General features: G+C 64.7%; 13 protein-coding genes. 3 read left to right on the top strand and 10 right to left on the bottom strand.

Annotation, left to right across the window (positions count from 1 at the left end; all coding sequences use genetic code 11):
* The first annotated feature begins 26 nt into the window (after positions 1–26).
* The 3 genes from FBY10_RS07480 to FBY10_RS07490 all read left to right on the top strand — a co-directional run bounded on the left by FBY10_RS07480 (position 27) and on the right by FBY10_RS07490 (position 4,509).
* Entirely contained in the window at positions 27–947 is a 921-nt protein-coding gene (locus tag FBY10_RS07480; RefSeq protein ID WP_015886540.1) for a hydrogen peroxide-inducible genes activator, read from the top strand.
* An 8-nt stretch (positions 948–955) separates the two neighbouring features.
* Complete coding sequence (recG, locus tag FBY10_RS07485) at positions 956–3,031, top strand: ATP-dependent DNA helicase RecG (RefSeq protein ID WP_145337414.1); 2,076 nt, start codon at positions 956–958, stop codon at positions 3,029–3,031.
* 77 nt (positions 3,032–3,108) lie between these two features.
* A complete protein-coding gene (locus tag FBY10_RS07490; RefSeq protein ID WP_145337413.1) occupies positions 3,109–4,509 on the top strand; it encodes an aminoacyl-tRNA deacylase and HDOD domain-containing protein in 1,401 nt (466 codons plus the stop codon).
* Between the two features lie 116 nt (positions 4,510–4,625).
* Here FBY10_RS07490 and FBY10_RS07495 read toward each other — a convergent pair whose 3' ends face one another.
* From FBY10_RS07495 to FBY10_RS07540, 10 genes are all read right to left on the bottom strand, one after another.
* Complete coding sequence (locus tag FBY10_RS07495; RefSeq protein WP_058424462.1) at positions 4,626–5,000, bottom strand: hypothetical protein; 375 nt, start codon at positions 4,998–5,000, stop codon at positions 4,626–4,628.
* A 124-nt stretch (positions 5,001–5,124) separates the two neighbouring features.
* On the bottom strand, positions 5,125–6,048 hold the full coding sequence (gene tagQ / locus FBY10_RS07500; RefSeq protein WP_131697656.1) for a type VI secretion system-associated lipoprotein TagQ: 924 nt from the start codon (positions 6,046–6,048) through the stop codon (positions 5,125–5,127).
* A gap of 84 nt (positions 6,049–6,132) precedes the next feature.
* The gene (locus FBY10_RS07505) at positions 6,133–7,842 is read right to left on the bottom strand and encodes an SUMF1/EgtB/PvdO family nonheme iron enzyme (RefSeq protein ID WP_131697657.1); all 1,710 of its coding nucleotides are present in this window, start codon (positions 7,840–7,842) and stop codon (positions 6,133–6,135) included.
* Positions 7,835–9,019, bottom strand: coding sequence for an ABC transporter permease (locus FBY10_RS07510; RefSeq protein ID WP_145337412.1), 1,185 nt, complete (start codon positions 9,017–9,019; stop codon positions 7,835–7,837). The genes FBY10_RS07505 and FBY10_RS07510 overlap by 8 nt, the downstream gene beginning before the upstream one ends.
* Positions 9,019–9,723: an ABC transporter ATP-binding protein gene (locus FBY10_RS07515; RefSeq protein WP_131697659.1), complete on the bottom strand. Its 705-nt coding sequence runs from the start codon at positions 9,721–9,723 to the stop codon at positions 9,019–9,021. Before FBY10_RS07515 ends, FBY10_RS07510 begins: the two co-directional genes overlap by 1 nt.
* Positions 9,723–12,704 carry a serine/threonine-protein kinase gene (locus FBY10_RS07520; protein WP_145337411.1) on the bottom strand — a complete coding sequence of 994 codons (2,982 nt, stop codon included), beginning with the start codon at positions 12,702–12,704 and terminating at the stop codon, positions 9,723–9,725. The genes FBY10_RS07515 and FBY10_RS07520 overlap by 1 nt, the downstream gene beginning before the upstream one ends.
* On the bottom strand, positions 12,701–13,420 hold the full coding sequence (locus tag FBY10_RS07525) for a PP2C family serine/threonine-protein phosphatase (protein ID WP_145337410.1): 720 nt from the start codon (positions 13,418–13,420) through the stop codon (positions 12,701–12,703). Before FBY10_RS07525 ends, FBY10_RS07520 begins: the two co-directional genes overlap by 4 nt.
* Complete coding sequence (gene tagF / locus FBY10_RS07530) at positions 13,421–14,074, bottom strand: type VI secretion system-associated protein TagF (protein WP_145337409.1); 654 nt, start codon at positions 14,072–14,074, stop codon at positions 13,421–13,423.
* Complete coding sequence (gene tssM / locus FBY10_RS07535) at positions 14,071–17,571, bottom strand: type VI secretion system membrane subunit TssM (protein ID WP_145337408.1); 3,501 nt, start codon at positions 17,569–17,571, stop codon at positions 14,071–14,073. Before tssM ends, tagF begins: the two co-directional genes overlap by 4 nt.
* Complete coding sequence (locus tag FBY10_RS07540; protein WP_145337407.1) at positions 17,568–18,857, bottom strand: DotU family type VI secretion system protein; 1,290 nt, start codon at positions 18,855–18,857, stop codon at positions 17,568–17,570. The genes tssM and FBY10_RS07540 overlap by 4 nt, the downstream gene beginning before the upstream one ends.
* Positions 18,858–18,861: the final 4 nt, after the last annotated feature.

The following is an 18,861-nucleotide window of genomic DNA, read 5'->3' on the forward strand; positions in this document are numbered from 1 at the left end:
GGCCCGCAACCTCATGGACGCCCGCTATGACTCTCACAGAATTACGCTACATCGTTACACTCGCCCAAGAGCAACACTTTGGCCACGCAGCCGAGCGTTGCCACGTCAGCCAGCCGACGCTGTCGGTGGGCGTGAAAAAGCTTGAAGACGAACTCGGTGTGCTGATTTTCGAGCGCAGCAAAAGCGCCGTGCGCCTTACCCCGGTGGGCGAAGGCATCGTTGCCCAGGCCCAGAAGGTGCTCGAGCAAGCCCAGAGCATTCGTGAACTGGCCCAGGCGGGCAAGAACCAGCTGACCGCGCCGCTGAAAGTCGGCGCCATCTATACCGTCGGCCCATACCTGTTCCCGCACCTGATCCCGCAACTGCACCGCGTCGCACCGCAGATGCCGTTGTATATCGAAGAAAACTTCACCCACGTGCTGCGCGACAAACTGCGCAACGGCGAGCTGGACGCGATCATCATCGCCCTGCCGTTCAACGAAGCGGATGTGTTGACGCTGCCGCTCTACGACGAGCCGTTCTACGTGCTGATGCCCGCCTCCCACCCGTGGACGCAGAAAGACACCATCGACGCCGGCCTGCTCAACGACAAGAGCCTGCTGCTGCTCGGCGAAGGCCACTGCTTCCGCGACCAGGTGCTGGAAGCCTGCCCGACCCTGACCAAAGGCAACGACGGCGCCAAACACACCACCGTGGAATCCAGCTCCCTGGAAACCATTCGCCATATGGTCGCCTCTGGCCTGGGCATCTCGATCCTGCCGCTTTCGGCAGTGGACAGCCATCACTACGCCCCTGGTGTGATCGAAGTGCGTCCACTCACGCCACCGGTGCCGTTCCGCACCGTGGCGATCGCCTGGCGCGCCAGCTTCCCACGGCCCAAAGCGATTGAGATCCTCGCCGACTCGATCCGCCTGTGTTCGGTGGCCAAGCCGCCTGCTGCGAGCTAAGTAAACGTATGACTGAGCTGTCGCAGGTGTCGGTGACGGCACTCAAGGGTGTCGGTGAAGCCATGGCCGAGAAACTGGCCAAGGTCGGCCTGGAAAACCTCCAGGACGTGCTGTTTCACCTGCCCTTGCGTTATCAGGATCGCACCCGCGTGGTGCCCATCGGCCAACTGCGTCCGGGGCAGGATGCGGTGGTCGAAGGCACCGTCAGCGGCGCCGACGTGGTGATGGGCAAGCGCCGCAGCCTGGTGGTGCGCCTGCAGGACGGCACCGGTGGCCTGAGCCTGCGCTTCTACCATTTCAGCAATGCGCAGAAGGAAGGCCTCAAGCGTGGCACCCGCGTGCGCTGCTACGGCGAAGCGCGCCCCGGCGCCTCGGGCCTGGAGATCTACCATCCGGAGTACCGCGCCATTACCGGCGATGAACCGCCACCGGTGGACACCACCCTCACGCCGATCTACCCGCTCACCGAAGGCCTGACCCAACAGCGCCTGCGCCAGTTGTGCATGCAGACCCTGAGCATGCTTGGCCCACAGAGCCTGCCCGACTGGCTGCCCCTGGAACTGGCCCGCGACTACCAACTGGCGCCGCTGGCCGATGCGATCCGCTACCTGCATCACCCACCCGCGGATGCCGATGTCGACGAGCTGGCCCTCGGTCATCACTGGGCCCAGCACCGCCTGGCGTTCGAAGAACTGCTGACTCACCAACTGTCCCAGCAACGCCTGCGCGAAAGCATGCGCTCCCTGCGTGCGCCGGCCATGCCCAAGGCCACGCGCCTGCCGGCGCAATACCTGGCCAACCTCGGCTTTGCGCCGACGGGCGCCCAGCAACGCGTGGGCAATGAAATCGCCTACGACCTCAGCCAGCACGAGCCGATGCTGCGCCTGATCCAGGGCGACGTAGGCGCGGGCAAAACCGTAGTCGCGGCCCTCGCCGCCCTGCAAGCCTTGGAAGCCGGTTACCAGGTGGCGCTGATGGCGCCTACCGAGATCCTCGCCGAGCAGCACTTCATCACGTTCAAGCGATGGCTCGAGCCCCTGGGCCTGGAAGTCGCATGGCTGGCCGGCAAGCTCAAGGGCAAGACGCGTGCAGCGGCGCTGGAGCAGATCGCCGGCGGCGCACCGATGGTGGTGGGCACCCATGCGCTGTTCCAGGACGAAGTCCAGTTCAAGAACCTGGCCCTGGTGATCATCGACGAACAGCACCGCTTCGGCGTGCAGCAGCGCCTGGCCCTGCGCCAGAAAGGCGTGGGCGGGCGCATGAACCCGCACCAGCTGATCATGACCGCCACCCCGATCCCGCGCACCCTGGCCATGAGCGCCTACGCCGACCTCGACACCTCGATCCTCGACGAACTGCCCCCCGGCCGCACACCGGTCAACACCGTACTGGTCACCGATACGCGCCGGGTCGAAGTGATCGAACGGGTACGCGGCGCCTGCGCCGAAGGCCGTCAGGCGTACTGGGTGTGCACGCTGATCGAAGAGTCCGAGGAGCTGACCTGCCAGGCCGCCGAGACCACCTATGAAGACCTCACCAGCGCCTTGGGCGAACTCAAGGTCGGGCTGATCCACGGGCGCATGAAGCCTGTGGAAAAGGCGGCGGTGATGGCTGAATTCAAGGCCGGCAACCTGCAACTGCTGGTCGCTACCACCGTGATTGAAGTGGGCGTGGACGTGCCCAACGCCAGCCTGATGATCATCGAAAACCCCGAGCGCCTGGGCCTTGCGCAATTGCACCAACTGCGCGGTCGCGTCGGCCGGGGCAGCGCCGCCAGCCACTGCGTGCTGCTCTACCACCCGCCGCTGTCGCAGATCGGCCGCCAGCGCCTGGGGATCATGCGCGAAACCAACGATGGTTTTGTCATCGCCGAAAAAGACCTCGAACTGCGCGGCCCCGGCGAAATGCTCGGCACCCGCCAGACCGGCCTGCTGCAATTCAAGGTCGCCGACCTGATGCGCGACGCCGACCTGCTGCCCGCCGTGCGCGACGCGGCGCAAGCACTGCTGGAGCGTTGGCCGGATCACGTCAGCCCGCTGCTGGATCGCTGGCTTCGTCATGGGCAGCAATACGGCCAAGTGTGACGCTTGGCGCACTTATCCGACCTACAGTTGTATCAAGCTGGTTATACTTCGGTGAATGTAGGAAATTGGATCAGGCCATGTCAGAAGTTGCCCTCGCCACAGCCCCACTGACCGCACCGCCGGTCATTCGGGCTTTGCTCGCAAAACTCGCCATCAGCTACACGGAAGTCATCGAACATCCGGGCCTGAATCCTGCGCAAAAAGTCCAGGTCGTATTGCTGGAAGACGCGGTGGGCGCCCTGATGGTGCTGTTCCCGCAGAGCCAGCTGCTGGACCTCAACCGCCTCACCGAACTCACGGGTCGCCGCCTTACGGCCGTGGCGCCGGATCGCGTCGCGCGCATGCTGGGCAAGCACGACCTGAGCCTGCTGCCGGGGCTGCCGGCACTCACCAGTTCGCCGTGCCTGTACGAAGGCAGCCTGCTCAATGAACCGAGCCTGCTGGTGCATTCGGGTGAAGCCGGGCTGCTGCTGGAAATCGCCAGCGACGCCTTCAAGACCATGCTCACCAAGGCCAGCGCCGCCCAGTTCGGTGAGCCACTGAGCAATATCCGCCCGAACCTCGACCGCCCCAATGATGACCGTGAGGAAATCACCCAGGCGATGCAGGCGTTCACCGCCCGTCGCATCCAGCAACGCCTGGAAGCGACCATCGAGATTCCCCCGCTGGCCGACACCGCACAGAAGATCATCAAGCTGCGCGTCGACCCCAATGCCACCATCGACGACATCACCAGCGTGGTCGAAACCGATCCGGCCCTGGCCGCCCAAGTGGTGAGCTGGGCCGCGTCGCCTTATTACGCATCGCCGGGCAAGATCCGCTCGGTGGAAGACGCCATCGTGCGCGTGCTGGGTTTTGACCTGGTGATCAACCTCGCACTGGGCCTGGCCCTGGGCAAGACCTTGAGCCTGCCCAAGGACCACCCGCACCAGGCCACGCCGTACTGGCACCAGTCCATCTACACCGCCGCCGTGATCGAGGGCCTGACCCGCGCCATGCCCCGCGCCCAGCGCCCGGAAGCCGGCCTGACCTACCTCGCCGGCCTGCTGCACAACTTCGGCTACCTGCTGCTGGCCCATGTGTTCCCGCCGCACTTCTCGCTGATCTGCCGCCACCTGGAGGTCAACCCGCACCTGTGCCACAGCTATGTGGAGCAACACTTGCTGGGCATCAGCCGCGAGCAGATCGGCGCCTGGCTGATGCGCTACTGGGACATGCCGGACGAACTGTCCACCGCCCTGCGCTTCCAGCACGATCCGACCTACGATGGGCAATACGCCGAGTACCCGAACCTGGTGTGTCTGGCCGTGCGCCTGTTGCGCAGCCGGGGGATTGGCTCCGGGCCGGATGAGACCATCCCGGACGAACTGCTCGAGCGTCTGGGGCTGACGCGTGACAAGGCAGAGGAAGTGGTCTCCAAAGTGCTGGATGCCGAGGTGCTGTTGCGCGAATTGGCCTCGCAGTTCAGCCAGGGCTGAATCTGGCGCCTAGTCAGATAGCTATCGGGGGCAAGCCCCCTCCCACACTTGGAATGCATTCGAAGTGTGGGAGGGGGCTTGCCCCCGATGAATCCAACTCGATCTACCTGAAAGCCCTACTTCTTTTTCTTCGGTTTCAAATACTTGGTCAACCCCTGGAACCAGATCACCAGCGCCGGGTTGCCCTTGATCTGGATCGACTTGTCCTGAATCCCCGTCATGAACGCCAATTGCTTGTTCTTCGCCTGCATCGTGGCGAAGCCGTAGGCGGCATCCTTGAACGCGATGGCAAACGCCGGCGTCGGGTGGACACCCGAGCGGCTGGTGATGCGTTGGTCTTTGACGATGAAGTGACGGGCAACCTTGCCGTCGAGGGTCTGCAACTGGAACGCCAGGTCTTTGTCACCCAACTGTTGCTGGAAGGCAGGATTGGTGCGGCTGGCTTTGCCCATCATCAGGCCCAGCACCCACAGGAGAAGACGAAATTTCATGCACACGGCCTCGGTGTAATTATTGAGTGGCCGCAGCAGTTTAACGAATTGCAAAAAGAACGCTACCGATCTTGCGCATTAGCGGAAGATCGGCTGGCGTTTGACGCTTATAGCAGCATGTTACTTAAACGTTAGGGCATGGCACCGGCGCCCAGTCGGCCAGGTTTGGATCGCGGCAAGTGCCTTCGATCTGCGCTTTACCGGCGCTGGCGACCTGCTTGCTTTCAGCCTGCTTGGCCTGCACGGTCTGGATGCTCTTTTCGGTAGTCACTGCTTCTTGAGGCACGACTGGCAGCACTTTCTTTTTCGCCGGCTTGACGGCTTTCTTGCCTTTGGCCGGCGGGGTAGCGGGTGCGGTGTCGGCGGTGGCCACGGTGACCACGTCGTTACGCTGCACGCCAACCTGCTGCAGGTCTTTCTCGTAGGCCTGGGTGTAGTTGTTCAGGTCTTCGGCGGCTTTGCCGTTGACCGCAACGATCAGGTCATTGGATTCCTTCAGGCCCGAGACGATTTCCGCCAGGCGCTTGCGGCCTTCGGTGTCGTTGACGGTCTTGGCTTTGCGATCACTCACCAACTTGGTGAATGCGCTCTGGTAGCACTGCTGGGACGCCTTGGCGTACGCGGTGCTGCGGTCGATGTCGGAAGCGCTTTTGTTCACGTCAGCCGCATACGAGGCGATGCGCTGGTTGTCATCGGCGATCTGCTTCTGACGCTCGGTGTAGTAACCCGCTGCGCCGCCGGCCAGGGCACCGCCCGCTGCGCCGATGGCGGCGTTACGGCCGCGTTTTTCCTTGTCGCCGGTCAGGGCGCCGAGCAATGCACCGCCGGCCGCGCCGATGGCTGCACCGGTGACCACCGACTTGGTCATGTTCGAGTCGGTGGCGCGCAAATGCTGCACCGGCTCGTAGCAGTTGGGGTAGTACTCGACCTTGGTGCTGGACGCGACCTTGGAGGCCGGCGACGTGGCGCAGCCTGTCAACACGGTGCTGAAGCCAGCGGCAATCAGCAAAAGATGACGCTTGGAAACCGCCTTACGGGAAAAAAGCATAGGTTGTGTTCTCTTCTAAGTTTGACTTGCCCAGCACGGCCACTGCCGCCTGAGTCCCTTCCAAGCTCGCCATACAGCCAGCGATCAGCGCTGACCGCTCGCTGCGAGCAATTCCTTCAAGATCGTCGCCGGGTCGGCCCGCTGTTGTTTGCGGTAGTTGCCGACATGGCGAACGAACAGTGTTGCGCGCGTCACCAGGCTTTTGCCGAGCACTGGCTTGCGATCCAACTCTTCCTTGATCCGTTGAAACTGCGCCTGGATCACCGCATCGGTGTAGCGCGTGCCGGTGGCCAGGTTGTCAATATAGATCGCCACCGCGCCATCGAGAGCGCTGCGCCCGTTGTCGATGGCCGTGGCAAACAGCGCCGCGCTGGCCTCGTCCTTATTGTCCAGGGCCTGCTGGCGACTCTTCTGCAGGTTGGCCAGGCGGATGTTGTAGTTGCCAATGGTCTCGGCCACCAACGCGGCCGACTGAATCAGGTTGCCCGCGGCCTCTTCGCGTTGCTGGGCGATCAGCGAGACATTGCGCTTGAGTTCTTCATTGACCAGACCCAGCTCGGCTTGCAGCTTGGGGTCGACACTGGCGGCGATGATGCTGTCCAGGCGCTTGGTCGGGTCCTGGGCGTCGTCGATGGCATCGGTCAGCGAGGCCAGGCGGCCCTCTTTCTGCCATTGCGCAAACAGCTCCTTGTAACGCGAGCGCGGTGCTGACAAGGCACCAATCGCCACGCGGAATCCGGTGGTCTCATTGCTTTGTTCGGTGCCGTCGGCGGCGAACAGCGGGTATTCGCGGCGCATGCCGGTAAACAATGTGCCCTCGCCTTCCAGGTAATTGCCGCCCTTGACCACAAAGCCGCCGTAAGTGCCCTGGCGACGACCGGCGTGCACCAGCTGGAAGGACTCCTGGACCATTTCCGCGGCGTTGCCAATCACGTCGAACATGCCGATCGGATTGGGCAATTTGGTGCCGATGGGCATCAGGCGCGCGGCCTGGCCGGTGCCGCCTGCGACTTGGTTGAACACCGCGTAATCAGCCAGCGGGCCGTCGCTGTCGCTGCCTTCGACACGGCGTGGAAACAGGCGCCCTTCGAGGTCCTGACGGCTCACCGCCTGGCCTCCACGCGCGGCGAACTCCCATTCCACTTCGGTGGGCAGGCGTACAAAGCCCAGGCCGCCATCTTCTGCCGACGAACCGCGCCCGCTCACCGGCAGCAAGTCGCGGTGGTATTTCATCAGCCAGGCGCTGTACACCGCCGAGAAGCGCTCAGCTTCAAAGCGCGACAGCTTCACCTTGGGCAAACGCCCGGCCATGCCGGTGGGTGCATCGCACGCAGGCGCCGGCTCGCCACTGGCCAGCGACTGCGCCTGGGCCATCACCTGGGCGTACTGGCGTGCCGTCACTTCGTACTTGCCGATGAAGTACAGCATGGGCTTGAGCGGGGTCTTGGCGTCGGTCTTCGGCATCAGGGGCGCGATGACTTTGTTCCAGTCTTTCGGCAAGTCCTTGAGGGTGAACTGGCCGTTGATAAAGTCGCGGCGATAGCCGGAAATGAACGACTGCTGATAACCCGCCTCGCCTTCGGCGAAGGGGTAGCCGAGGCTGATCTCGCGGTCATCCAACGTCCCTTGGGCCAGCACGTAGGCGTAGCGGAACACCATATTGCCTTCGCACGGCAGCGGCAGGCTGACGTCATCGGGCAACGGCTTGGGGTTGTCGAGCTTGTCGCTTGCCTCATCGGCCCAGGCCATCGAGGCCAGGCTCAGCGCCACAACGGCGCCCAGTAACTTATACATCTCTGATTCCTTCAGAAGCCTGGATACGCACCACTCGCCAACCACCACAGGCTGCCGCCACGGCGCTGACGCCAAGGACTGCAACCAGGGCCAGGCCATAGTGACGCGCCAACAGGTGGCTGGCGTATTCGCCCGGCACCTGCACAAATAGTTTATTCACAGCTGTTTCGGCCAGGCCATACAGCCCGGCACTGAGCAAGGCGGCAAACCCTGCGCTGTACAGCGCTTGCAGCATCACAAACAGCAACAGCGCGCCGGTGGAAAACCCCAACAGGCGCAACACCGACAACTCTCGACGCTTGCGTGCCACAGCCGCCAATGCCCCGGCGAAGATCGCCGCAAACGCGCCCGCCAAGGCCAGCCCGGCGATGATCCAGAAGACGATCGACAGGTTGCGGCTCAGCGACTGCACCTGCGCGATGGTCTGTGCCTGGGTCGATACCAACAGATTCTGCCCGGCGAAAAACACCCGCAACGGCTCCACATCGGTGAGGCTGCGCGCATACAAGCGAAACGCCGGATACACCCGCTGTTCGCTCACCGCGACCTCATCACCCGCCCAACCCAACGCTGGCACCGCGCGGCCATCGCGGTAATCTTCCGCCGCTTCCAGCAATCTCAAATCGGCAAACAATCCGTCCCGAGCGAAGGCTTCCAGCGGCAGCACCGCCAGTACCTGCAAGCGCGTGCGCTGGGCTTCCACGCGCCCGGCCACCTGCCGCGCAAAGATGGTCTCCAGCCAATCCCCCGGCCGCGCCGCAAGCTTCTCGGCAGCGGTATGGCTCAGCACAATCTGGTCCAGGCCCTTGGGCATCGGCAGGCCGTTCAGCAACGGATCACGCGCCGCCGTCGGCAGCATTTCCAGGGTCAGCGTGCCCACCTGTGCCGTCGCCGCAATCTGCCGCGTGCGCGGTAAGGCGAACGCCACATCGCTGCGTTGGCCGAGCTGTTCGACAAATGCGCTGCTGAATCGACCACCGCCCAACGGAATAATTTCACGGGTGGCCGGATCGGTCTCCAAACGTTCGGTCAAACTGCTAACCAGTCCAAATTTCAGGCCGAATAACACCAGCAACGGCGCGATCACCGCCACCAGCGCCAACACCGAACAGGCCGACAGCCAGGCATCGTTGCGGTAATCCTGCCAGGCCAGGGACGCCACCAGGGGGATGCGCATCAGCACGCCTCCCCGAGGGTCGCGGTGACGCCGCCGTCGGTGTCGCGCCGACAACTGATGCGCCGCACCTGCAAGCCACTGGCACGGGCCAGGGGTTCGTCATGGGTGGCGATCACACAGGCGGCGCGGTGCTCGCGGGCCTGGGCCAGCAGGGCCTGCATCACGCGCTCGGCATTCAGCGGGTCAAGCGACGCCGTCGGCTCATCGGCCAGCACCAATTGCGGTGCATGGGCCAGGGCGCGGGCGCAGCTCACCCGTTGGCGCTGGCCCACCGACAACGCGGCCGGCTTCTTGGCCAACTGGTCGCTGATCTCCAGCTGTTCAGCCAGGCGCGTCACGCTGCCATCGTCTTTCAAGCCCAGCAGTTGCCGGGACAGCGCGATATTGCTGCGCACATCCAGAAAACCCAGCAGCCCGCCGGTTTGCAGCACATAGCCCAAGTGCTGGCTGCGCAGCGCGGCCAGGGTGGATTGCTGATCGGCGCGCCACAGCCCGCCAATGTCCTGCTGATTGAAGTCGAACCGGCCCACCTGATCCGGCGCCAGTACCAGCGCCAAAAGGTCCAGCAAGGTGCTCTTGCCGCACCCACTCGGCCCGACAATCGCCAACTGCTCCCCGGCACGCAGGTGCAGCGCCGGGATCACCAGGCTGTAACGCTGGCTCCCGATCCCCCGGCTCTTATGCACCGCGCTCAGGTTCAGCATTACGGCAGTGTCGACAAGGGCACGCGGTACAACGCATCGCCCGGCTCGGCATCGCCGAAACGGACCCAGTTGGCCACGTCATTGTGGAAGGTTTCGTAGAGGCGGATTTTCGAATCCAACTCGTCGATAAAGTCTTCCTGCTCGGCCACGCTCAACGACAACCACAGATCCTGGGTCATGTTCAGCGACTTGCTGCGGTACGGCAGGCCTTCCAGGTATTCGCCAAGAAGACCGCCGTCGGCCAGGTTGCCACCCTTGCGCAGGGCCTGCGGATCGCGGCTCATATAGGCCGAGGCGCTGGCGATTTCCTGGAAGAAATCCTTGGGCGAGGTCTGGGTCTTGCGCGCCGCATCGACGATCAGTTTCAGCGACTGTTGCAGGTCGTTGAGCTGCAATTTGGTCAGCATCACGCACACCTGGAACGCCGGCAGTGCGGGGTTGGTCAGGTCGCGGTCGGCGGTCCAGGCGCTGACCAGCTGCGGCGCCTGGCTTGCGCTCTTGCGACCGAGGAAATCCATGTGCATCGCATAGCCGACCGCTGCGGATTTGTCCGCCAGGCTCGGCGCGGCACTCAGCAGCGGCACCGGTTGCGGGGTGTTGCTGCGCACCTGATGCACGAGGTTGGCGAACACGCTGCCGATCTCGTCGACGCGCTCGCCCAGCTTGCGTACATCACCACCCGGAACCGCGGTGTACAGGTCGCCGATCTGCGGGTTGGCGTCGGCCGTGAGGATGCGGTACTGGCTCTCGGCGCCGGCGTGGGTTTTCTTGCCGGCGTCGGTGCGCAGGTGCAGCGCGTAGATCTTGATCTGCTTGCCCAGCGCGGCCTGGCGCACTTCAGCTTCGTTCATCTGGGTGGCGGCAAACGGGTCGTTCTTGCGCAAGGCACCGGCATCGGTGACCAGCAGGATGATACGCCCGCCATAGCCGGACCAGTCCATGCCGTCCACGGCCTGCATCACGCCGGCAAACGCGTCCTCGTTGAAGGAGTGGCTGGACACGGTAGACGCCTTGACCTGGCGCGCCATGTCGAGGAAGCGTTGCGGGTCGCGGCCCTGGTCGAGGCTGATCAGGGTCTTAGCCACGTATTCCAGGCCTGGGGTTTTCTTGATGCTGCTCCGGAAACCGACCATGCCGAAGCTGACACTGTCCAGCTCGCCACGCTCGGCGATGCGGGTTTGCAGCTCGTGCACGACGTCGCGGATCTGGTCGATGTAGGGCTGCATGGAGACCGTAGTGTCCACTACCAGCACCACCGCCGTGCGGAAGGCATCAGCATTGCCGTTGATCACCGGCGTCGCGGGCTTGGCCGCCGCGCTGGTGCCTGGGTCGATGGAGGCGATGTTAAGCAACTGCACCGGCTGGCCGTTCTCGTCGAAGCTCTCCTTGGCGTCGAAAATCGGCAGCAGGTAGAACTGGTTCTGCGGCACCGCGCTGGCGGACGGCTCCAGGGCCAGGACCTGTCCGTTGTCTTCGCGGTTCTTCTGCGCCTTGGCCAACACGCCTTTGGCGGCGGCAGGGTCGGCCAGCAGTTTTTCCACTTCAGCGGATTGACGCAGGAACATCACCGGCGCCCGGCCAGAGCGCTCGGTGAATTTAAGCACGAGGCTTTGCTTCCAATCGCTGACCTGGGCGGCCGGCAACCAGCCATCGCTGCGGCCATCGGTGGCGGCACCGACGCGCACCCACGGGCTGCCGTCGACGTCTTTGCGCTGGTACACATAAAGCACCGAAAACGCCGGCAGGGCCTTGCCCGGCGCGCTGCCGGCGTCATTCGACAGTTTGGCGCCGGGCTTGCTGAGGACGCGCTGGAACAGGGTCTTCTTACCGGCCATCAACAACGGACGTTGGCCGCCGTCCACTTCGGCCACCGCCACGGGTGGCGTTGCCTGGGGCACTTCGGCTGCCGCCGCAGGTGGCTTGGCCGGCTCATCACTGCCGCTCAACCACCAGTAGCTGCCACCACCAATGGCCAATGCGACGGCCACCGCCACGGCGGCCAGTGCCAACACCGGTCCACGCCGCTGCTCGGACACGGCGTTATGCTGGGTCGGCGTCACCACCGGCTGGCGCACCGGTTGCGGCTGGGGTTTATCGGTCGGGATGTCGATCGTGACCGGCGTCATGCCCGCCAGGTCAAAACTCAGCGGAATCGGCAACGGCCGCACCAGCGTGGCCTCCGGCGAGTCCGTCGGCAGATTGTCCAGCGCCTGCAGCAGCGCCGCCGCATCCGGGAAACGCTCCGCCGGGTCCTTGGCCAACAGCTTGCGCAGCACGCCCTGATAACGGCCGTGGTGCACCGGCAATTCCGGCAAGGGTTCGGTCAGGTGCGCCAGCGCCGTGGACAGCGCATCGTTGCCGTTGTACGGCAGCTTGCCGACGAGGATTTCATACAGCACCACGCCCAGCGCGTAGAGGTCGGCACGGCCATCGATCTCCTGGCCCCGCGCCTGCTCCGGGCTCATGTAGCTCGGCGTGCCCACGGCAAAACCGGCCTGGGTGAACTGGGTGCGGTCGTCCAGGGACTTGGCAATACCGAAGTCCGAGAGCACCGCCGTGCCATCGGCGCGGAACAGGATGTTTGCCGGCTTGACGTCGCGGTGCACCAGCCCCTGGGCATGGGCGTAACCCAAGGCCGAGGCGATCTGGCGGATCAACGTAATGCCCTGCTCCGGCGTCAGGCCGGCAGCGATGCGCTCCTTGAGCGTGCCGTTGGGCAGGTATTCCATGGCCATGTAATACAGCTCACCGACATTGCCGATGTCATGGATGGTCACCGTGTGCGGGTGGGACAGCCGCGCCAGGGTCTTGCCCTCGCGCAGGAAACGCTCGCAGAAACTCGGGTCGGCCGCCAGCGCCGCCGCCATCACCTTCAACGCCACCTTGCGCTCCAGGGAGCGCTGGGTCGCCAGGTACACGCTGGCCATGGCGCCTTCGCCGATCTCGCCTTCGATGTCGTAGCCCGGAATCACAATGTTCATGCCGATACCTTCACGACGATGGCGGTGATGTTGTCCGGCGCGCCGCGGTTGAGCCCCAGGTGCACCAGGCTGCGCACGATTTCGTCCGGCGCGTCGTGGCTGAGCACTTCGCGGATTTCACGGTCTTCAACGGTTTTGTTCAGGCCATCGCTGCACAGCAGGTAGCTGTCGCCGGGAGCGATCAGCAGGTCGACCACCGCCAGCTCCAACTGGGCTTCCACGCCGATGGCGCGGGTAACGATATTGGCGCGCGGGTGCACGCGGGCATCGGCTTCGCTGAGCAGGCCGCTGTCTTGCAGGTCCTGCACGTAGCTGTGATCGCGCGAGATGCCTTCGAGCACGCCGTCGCGCAGGCGGTACAGGCGGCTGTCGCCGGCCCACAGGCACACACCGCGCAAACCGCGTGCAGCGAGCACCACCACCGTGCTGCCCATCATGGTCACGCCACGGTTGGCGGTTTCTTCACGCACGGCGGCGTTGATGCGGATCAGGTCATTGCGCAAGGCCGCCGAGTACTCATCGAGGGAGCGCCCCATCGGCACACTGCGCAGGCTGTCGACGATCAGGCTACTGACGTAATCCCCCGCCGCATGCCCGCCCATGCCGTCGGCCACCACCCACAGGCGATTTTCCGGCAGGTCCAGGCACGCGTCTTCGTTGACCTGCCGGACCATGCCCACATGGCTTTTGCTCGCGGATTTGTACGTCGACCCCATCTACACCACACCTTCTTGTCCGAGCAAAAACTGCGCAAAATCGCCGGCGGCAGGCAGGCCCTGACACCGCAATAAACCAGGGGAAATCGTCTGTGAACCACGTCCCCACCAGAGGCTCGCACCGTCGCAGGCCTGTTCGGCGAGCGCGGTCATGCGCTGGTGCGGCACGCTGGCCGCCACACGTTGCAGGCCGGCGAAACGGCTGTCGACCGCGCGCGGCTCTGTCGCCGGCAAGCCCAGGTCGTCGAGGCCAGCGTTGAAGCGTTCGAATGTGGCGCCGGCATCCAGGGTGCTGAGCAGCAGCTCTTCAGCCTGCTCGAACCAGCTGTCCGGCCCGCCCACCAGGGACGCAGGGTTGATGTCGTGATCAAGCAAGGTGACCACCGCCAGCGGGAAATAGCGCCCGACCCGGTCAATGCTCGGCATCACCACGCCCGCCGCCGCGTCCGGCCCACACACGCCGGGCGCCAGCACAAAGCGCCACAGAGGGCTGACCAGGTACGCATTGAGCCAGCCGGCGCCGAGGCTGTTCTGGCTGGCGAGCAACCCCGCCGCCAGCCAGCTGTCCCACGGGCCGATAAAGCTCTGGGGCAAATCGCGGCTGACGAAGTCACCGCGGCTGGCCAACTTGCCGTAGAAGCCCAGCGTCGTCATAGCCGCTCCGGCAGGCTGAAGCCACTGAGCACGCGGCTCTTGAACGGGTTGAAGGCGCTGTTGGCGCGCAACTCGTAGGCGATGCTCGCACCGTCGACCCGCAGGCGCAGGTTGAAGCGATCCGGCGAGTTACCGGCGGTGAGGTCCGACTGTTCCAGCAAGCGGAACCAGGCCCACGGCCCGTCGAGCGTCACGCCCGAGCGGCCACTGGCCGACGGCGGCATGATCGAGATACGCACCACGCCAATGCTGCCGGGGTTCGGCCATTGCATCGCCACCGGGCGGCTTGGGCCATGGTCGTAGCTCAATTGCTGGCCGTCGAGGTCGAGCAGGAACTGGGTGATGCTCGGGTCCATCGACACCGGCTTGAGTTCGAAACGCACGATCGGCTGGGTGCCCCCGGAGCGGAAAAACGCATCGCGGATCGTTGCAGCACGTTGGAAGGTTTGCAGCACGCCCGGCGCAATCCCGAGCTTCTGCGCCGCGCCCGGCTGCCAGCGCCAGGTCTGTGCCGAGGTGTCCACGTACGGCTGCAGGTATTTGCGGAAGTAGTTGTCCATCACCCCGCCCACGCCGAAGAACTGGCCGAAGTCATCCAGGGTCGCATCCCGCGCGCTGCCCGGCGACATCGGGTAACGGCCGGCCAGGGACTGGCGGTACACATTGACCACTTCGCTGACCCATGCCGCGTTCAGCTGGTTACGCACCCCGCCCATCATGCTGTTGGTGGTGGAGTTGACCACCGACTTGACCATGCCCTGCACCAGCGGCGGTTGGCGTTCGGCGTTCAGGCTGACCCGTGTGGCTGCAGCCGCCGCCTGGTTCTTGGCCTCGCCAAGCAAGGCATCGCCGCTGGCCCCGACCATGGCGCTGACCTGCACATACAGCGCGTTCATGTCCGACAACAGGCCGTCGATGGCTGCCGGTTCGCCTTCGTTCTTGCTGACGATGCTGTTGAGTTCGGCAAAGTGCGCGGTCACCGGATCATCCGCTGCCGCCGGCGCATTGGCCGTGGGTTGCTCCTGGCCGAGCAGGTTGCCGAGGCGCTCCTTGAGCTTGTCGACGCCGCCTTCCACCGGCACGCCTTTGGCGGCCAATTGGCGTTCTTCAGCTTGCAGATCGGTTTCCTTGGCCACAGCCACCAGCAGTTTTTTCAGTGGCGAGCTCGGGCCGGAAATCACCCGCAGCACATCGGCCGCCTGGGCCACGCTGGTGATCGGCACAAAGTCGATGTCGGCGAGCAACGCATCCCACTGGCGCTGGTAGTCCTGGAAGTACAGGCGACGCACATCGGCGGCGAGGCTGACCACGTTCTGCTGATCGGCCTGCTCGCGGCCCAACACCCACTGTTCTTCAGCCAGGGTGCCGGTCTGGTTCAGGCTGCTCAGCAAAAACGCCTGGCGATAGCCCTTGGCGGTGAAAAAGCCACTCAACGGCTCGCCCAACGGCTTGCCGCTTTTACGGCTGAACACCAGCGCGGCATCACGGCCCGCGGCTTCGTTGATACGGAAGTCCGGGATGCCTTCAGGCAGTTTCTGGCGTTTGACCCGGTCGTAGACGCGCTGGGCCACCGGCAGTTGTTGCAACTGGCGACGCAGATCGTCGATCAGACGTGGGTCAAGGCGCGCACTTGGCGGATGGCGTTCAAACAACGCCTGCAAGTGCCCGGTCAACGCCTGGCGCTGATCGGCCGGCAGGTCGCGCGGCAGGTTGCGGTCCCAGTCGAGGGCGATCCAGGCCTTGATGAAGTCCGGGTCGTAATGCTCGCTGTCGGCGAGCATCAGGTAGGCCTTGAGGCCTTCGTAGAGGAAGTCGGAGTTGCCCCCGCCGTGCAGTTGCTCCTCGATGCGCGTCACCAGACGCGGCGCAAACACGGCGATCAACAGTTTGCGATAGACACTGGCGGACTCGGCTTCGAGCATATCGCCCTGATACAGCCCCAGGCCTTCGGACCAGCTCGGCGAATCGCCCGCCAGGTGCTTCACCGCATTGAGCAGCGGCAGCACCGCGAGCACTTCACGCTGCGCCGGGCTCAGGTTCTGTACGGTCTGGCCCAGCGGGGCGACCTTCTGGTCGACCTGGGCGATATACGCCTGGTTGGCGCGATAGCTCACCCACCACAGGCTGCTGACCACGATCACCAAGGCCACGGTGGCTGCGAGTACACCGCGTGCAATCCACTTGCGCCGGCGTTCGACTTTCGGGTTCACACCCACCAGTCCACGCTCGGCAAAGGCCACGGCGGTGAAGAGTTTCTCGATGAAGTAACTGCGCCCGGTGCCGCTTTGACGCGCCAGGTGCTGGCGGTCCAGGTTCATGCTCTGGGCCATGGCGCCGATCAGGCGGTCAATCGGGCTGCCTTCCTGGGTGCCGCTGGTGAAGTACACACCGCGCAGCAACACGCGCTCTTCAAAGGCATTGGGTTTGAACACGCCTTCGAGGAAGCTTTGCAGGCAGTCCTTCAATGCGCCGAACTGCTGCGGGAAGCCGTAGATCAGGTCGCGCCGCGCCGGGTCGCGCTCCTGTTGCAGGCGCTCCACCAGACGTTCGTTGAGGCGCTGCTCCAGACCGGCGAATTCGCTTTGCAGGTGCGCCAGCGGGCTGTCGCTGTTCTTGCCGTCATCGAGGGCAAAGGTCATGCCCCACACCTGGGCGCGCTCTTCCTTGCTCAGGTTGTCGAAGAACTCCATGAAGCCCGGCACCAGGTCGAGCTTGGTCAGCATCAGGTAGATCGGGAAACGCACGCCCAATTGGGTGTACAGCTCCTGGATACGCAGGCGGATCGCCGCCGCATGGGCCGCGCGTTCGGCATCGGTGCCCAGCAGCAGGTCCGACAGGCTGATGGCGATAAAGGCGCCATCGATCGGGCGGCGCGAGCGCTGCTTTTTCAGCAGGTCGAGAAAGCCCAGCCACGCGGCCTTATCCACCGTGGAGTTGCTGTCCTGGGTGGTGTAGCGGCCGGCGGTGTCGAGCAATACCGCCTGATCGGTAAACCACCAGTCGCAGTTGCGCGTACCGCCGACGCCGCGCACCGCCCCGGCGCCCAACTGGGCCGCCAACGGAAAGTGCAGCCCGGAGTTGACCAGCGCCGTGGTCTTGCCCGAACCCGGCGGGCCGATGATCACGTACCACGGCAGCTCGTAGAGGTTGCGGCGTTCGTCGCCACCAAGCTTGGCCTTTTTCAGCAGCGCCAGGGCTTCGTCCATGCGCTGGCGCAGGGTGGTGAGCTCTTCGGCGGTGGCCACGCTGTTGGGGTCGGCCGGGGTTTCGGCAGCCAGGCTGCGCATCACTTCGGCGGCTTGGCGCCGCGCCTGGATGATGCGGAACACGCGGTAGGCGATCCAGACCGCGAACACCAGGATGATCAGCGCCCAGCGCCGGCCCTCCGGCACCAGCACATCGAGCAACGGCCCCACAAACCAGATGATCAGGCTCAGGGCGATCAGGCCCAGCACGGGGATCACCCAGCGAATCATGAAACTGAAAAACGCCTTCACTCGACGCCCTCCGCCAATACGGTGATTTCAACCCGACGATTGCGGGCACGGCCTTCGGCAGTCGCGTTGGTCGCCAACGGCTCGGTGTCGCTCCTGCCTTCGGCACTGAAGCGATCGGCCTGGCCGGTCTTGGCCGCGAGGATCTCCAATACCGACTTGGCCCGCGCTTCGGACAGGGCCCAATTGGATGGGAAACGCAGCGTGGCAATCGGGCGGTTGTCGCTGTGCCCGGTGACCCGCACCTGGCCCTTGACCTTGCGGATGGCGTCGGCGATGCGCAGCATCAGCGGCTGGTAGTCATCGACGATGCTGGAACTGGCGGATGCAAACAGCTCATCGCCTCGAATGGTGACGACAGAACGGTCGACCTTGTCTTCCACTGCGACGCGACCGGCTTTGATGTCTTCCGCCAGGAAGCCGGCCAGGCGCGGACGCTCGACTACCTTGGGCTGCGCCACGGGACGGTCGATGGCCTGCACCGGGATCTCACCCAGTGCATGGATATTTTTGAACACCGGCTCCGCCTGCGCCGCGAGCAGCATGCGCAAGGTGAACAGCAAGGCCAGCAACAACGCCAGGCCAATCGCCACGGCGATCCACGGCGGCATGAACTGCGCCAGCCGATCACGCGCCACGGTGACGCCGCGCCAATGCGGCGACAGCTCGCGCTCGTGGTCACCGCGCGCGCTGCGAATCGCCGCCGCCGTGCGCTCACGCAAGGCTTCCAACTGGCTGCGACCGTCGTTCATCACGCGGTAACGGCCTTCGAAACCCAGGCACATGCACAGGTACAACAGCTCCAGCAGGTACAGGCGCTCCCGTGGACTTTGCAGGCAGTGGTCGAGCAACTGGAAGACTTTTTCGCCCCCCCAGGCTTCGTTGTGCACGGTGATCAACAGGCTCTGCTTGCCCCAATCGCTGGTGCTGCCCCACGGCGTGCTCAACACCGCCTCATCGAGGGCGGTGCACAGTGCGTAACGCGCCAGCAGCACTTCGTTGCGTGCCACGCCAGCGGCTTCGGCGCGCTCTTCGAACTGGCGCAGGTAGGCCAGCAACTGCGCGCGCAAGCTGGCCGGCGCCGGGTGCGCGATGGTGTTGCGCAGGCGCGTCAGCAGCGCCAGCAGCGGGCCGGCGGCACTTTCCAGCGGGTTCAGGCCCTGGCTTTTGCCGGTGAGGATCGGCGCGGCCGGCATCGACAGCGGGGCCGGTTCGGCACGCGCGGGTTCCGGCGCACGGCCACCCGGGCGCGGCATGAACTGGGTGCGGTCGTCATCATTGGGATGCATCGCG

This window comes from Pseudomonas sp. SJZ103 (genome assembly GCF_007828335.1).
Lineage (GTDB): Bacteria > Pseudomonadota > Gammaproteobacteria > Pseudomonadales > Pseudomonadaceae > Aquipseudomonas.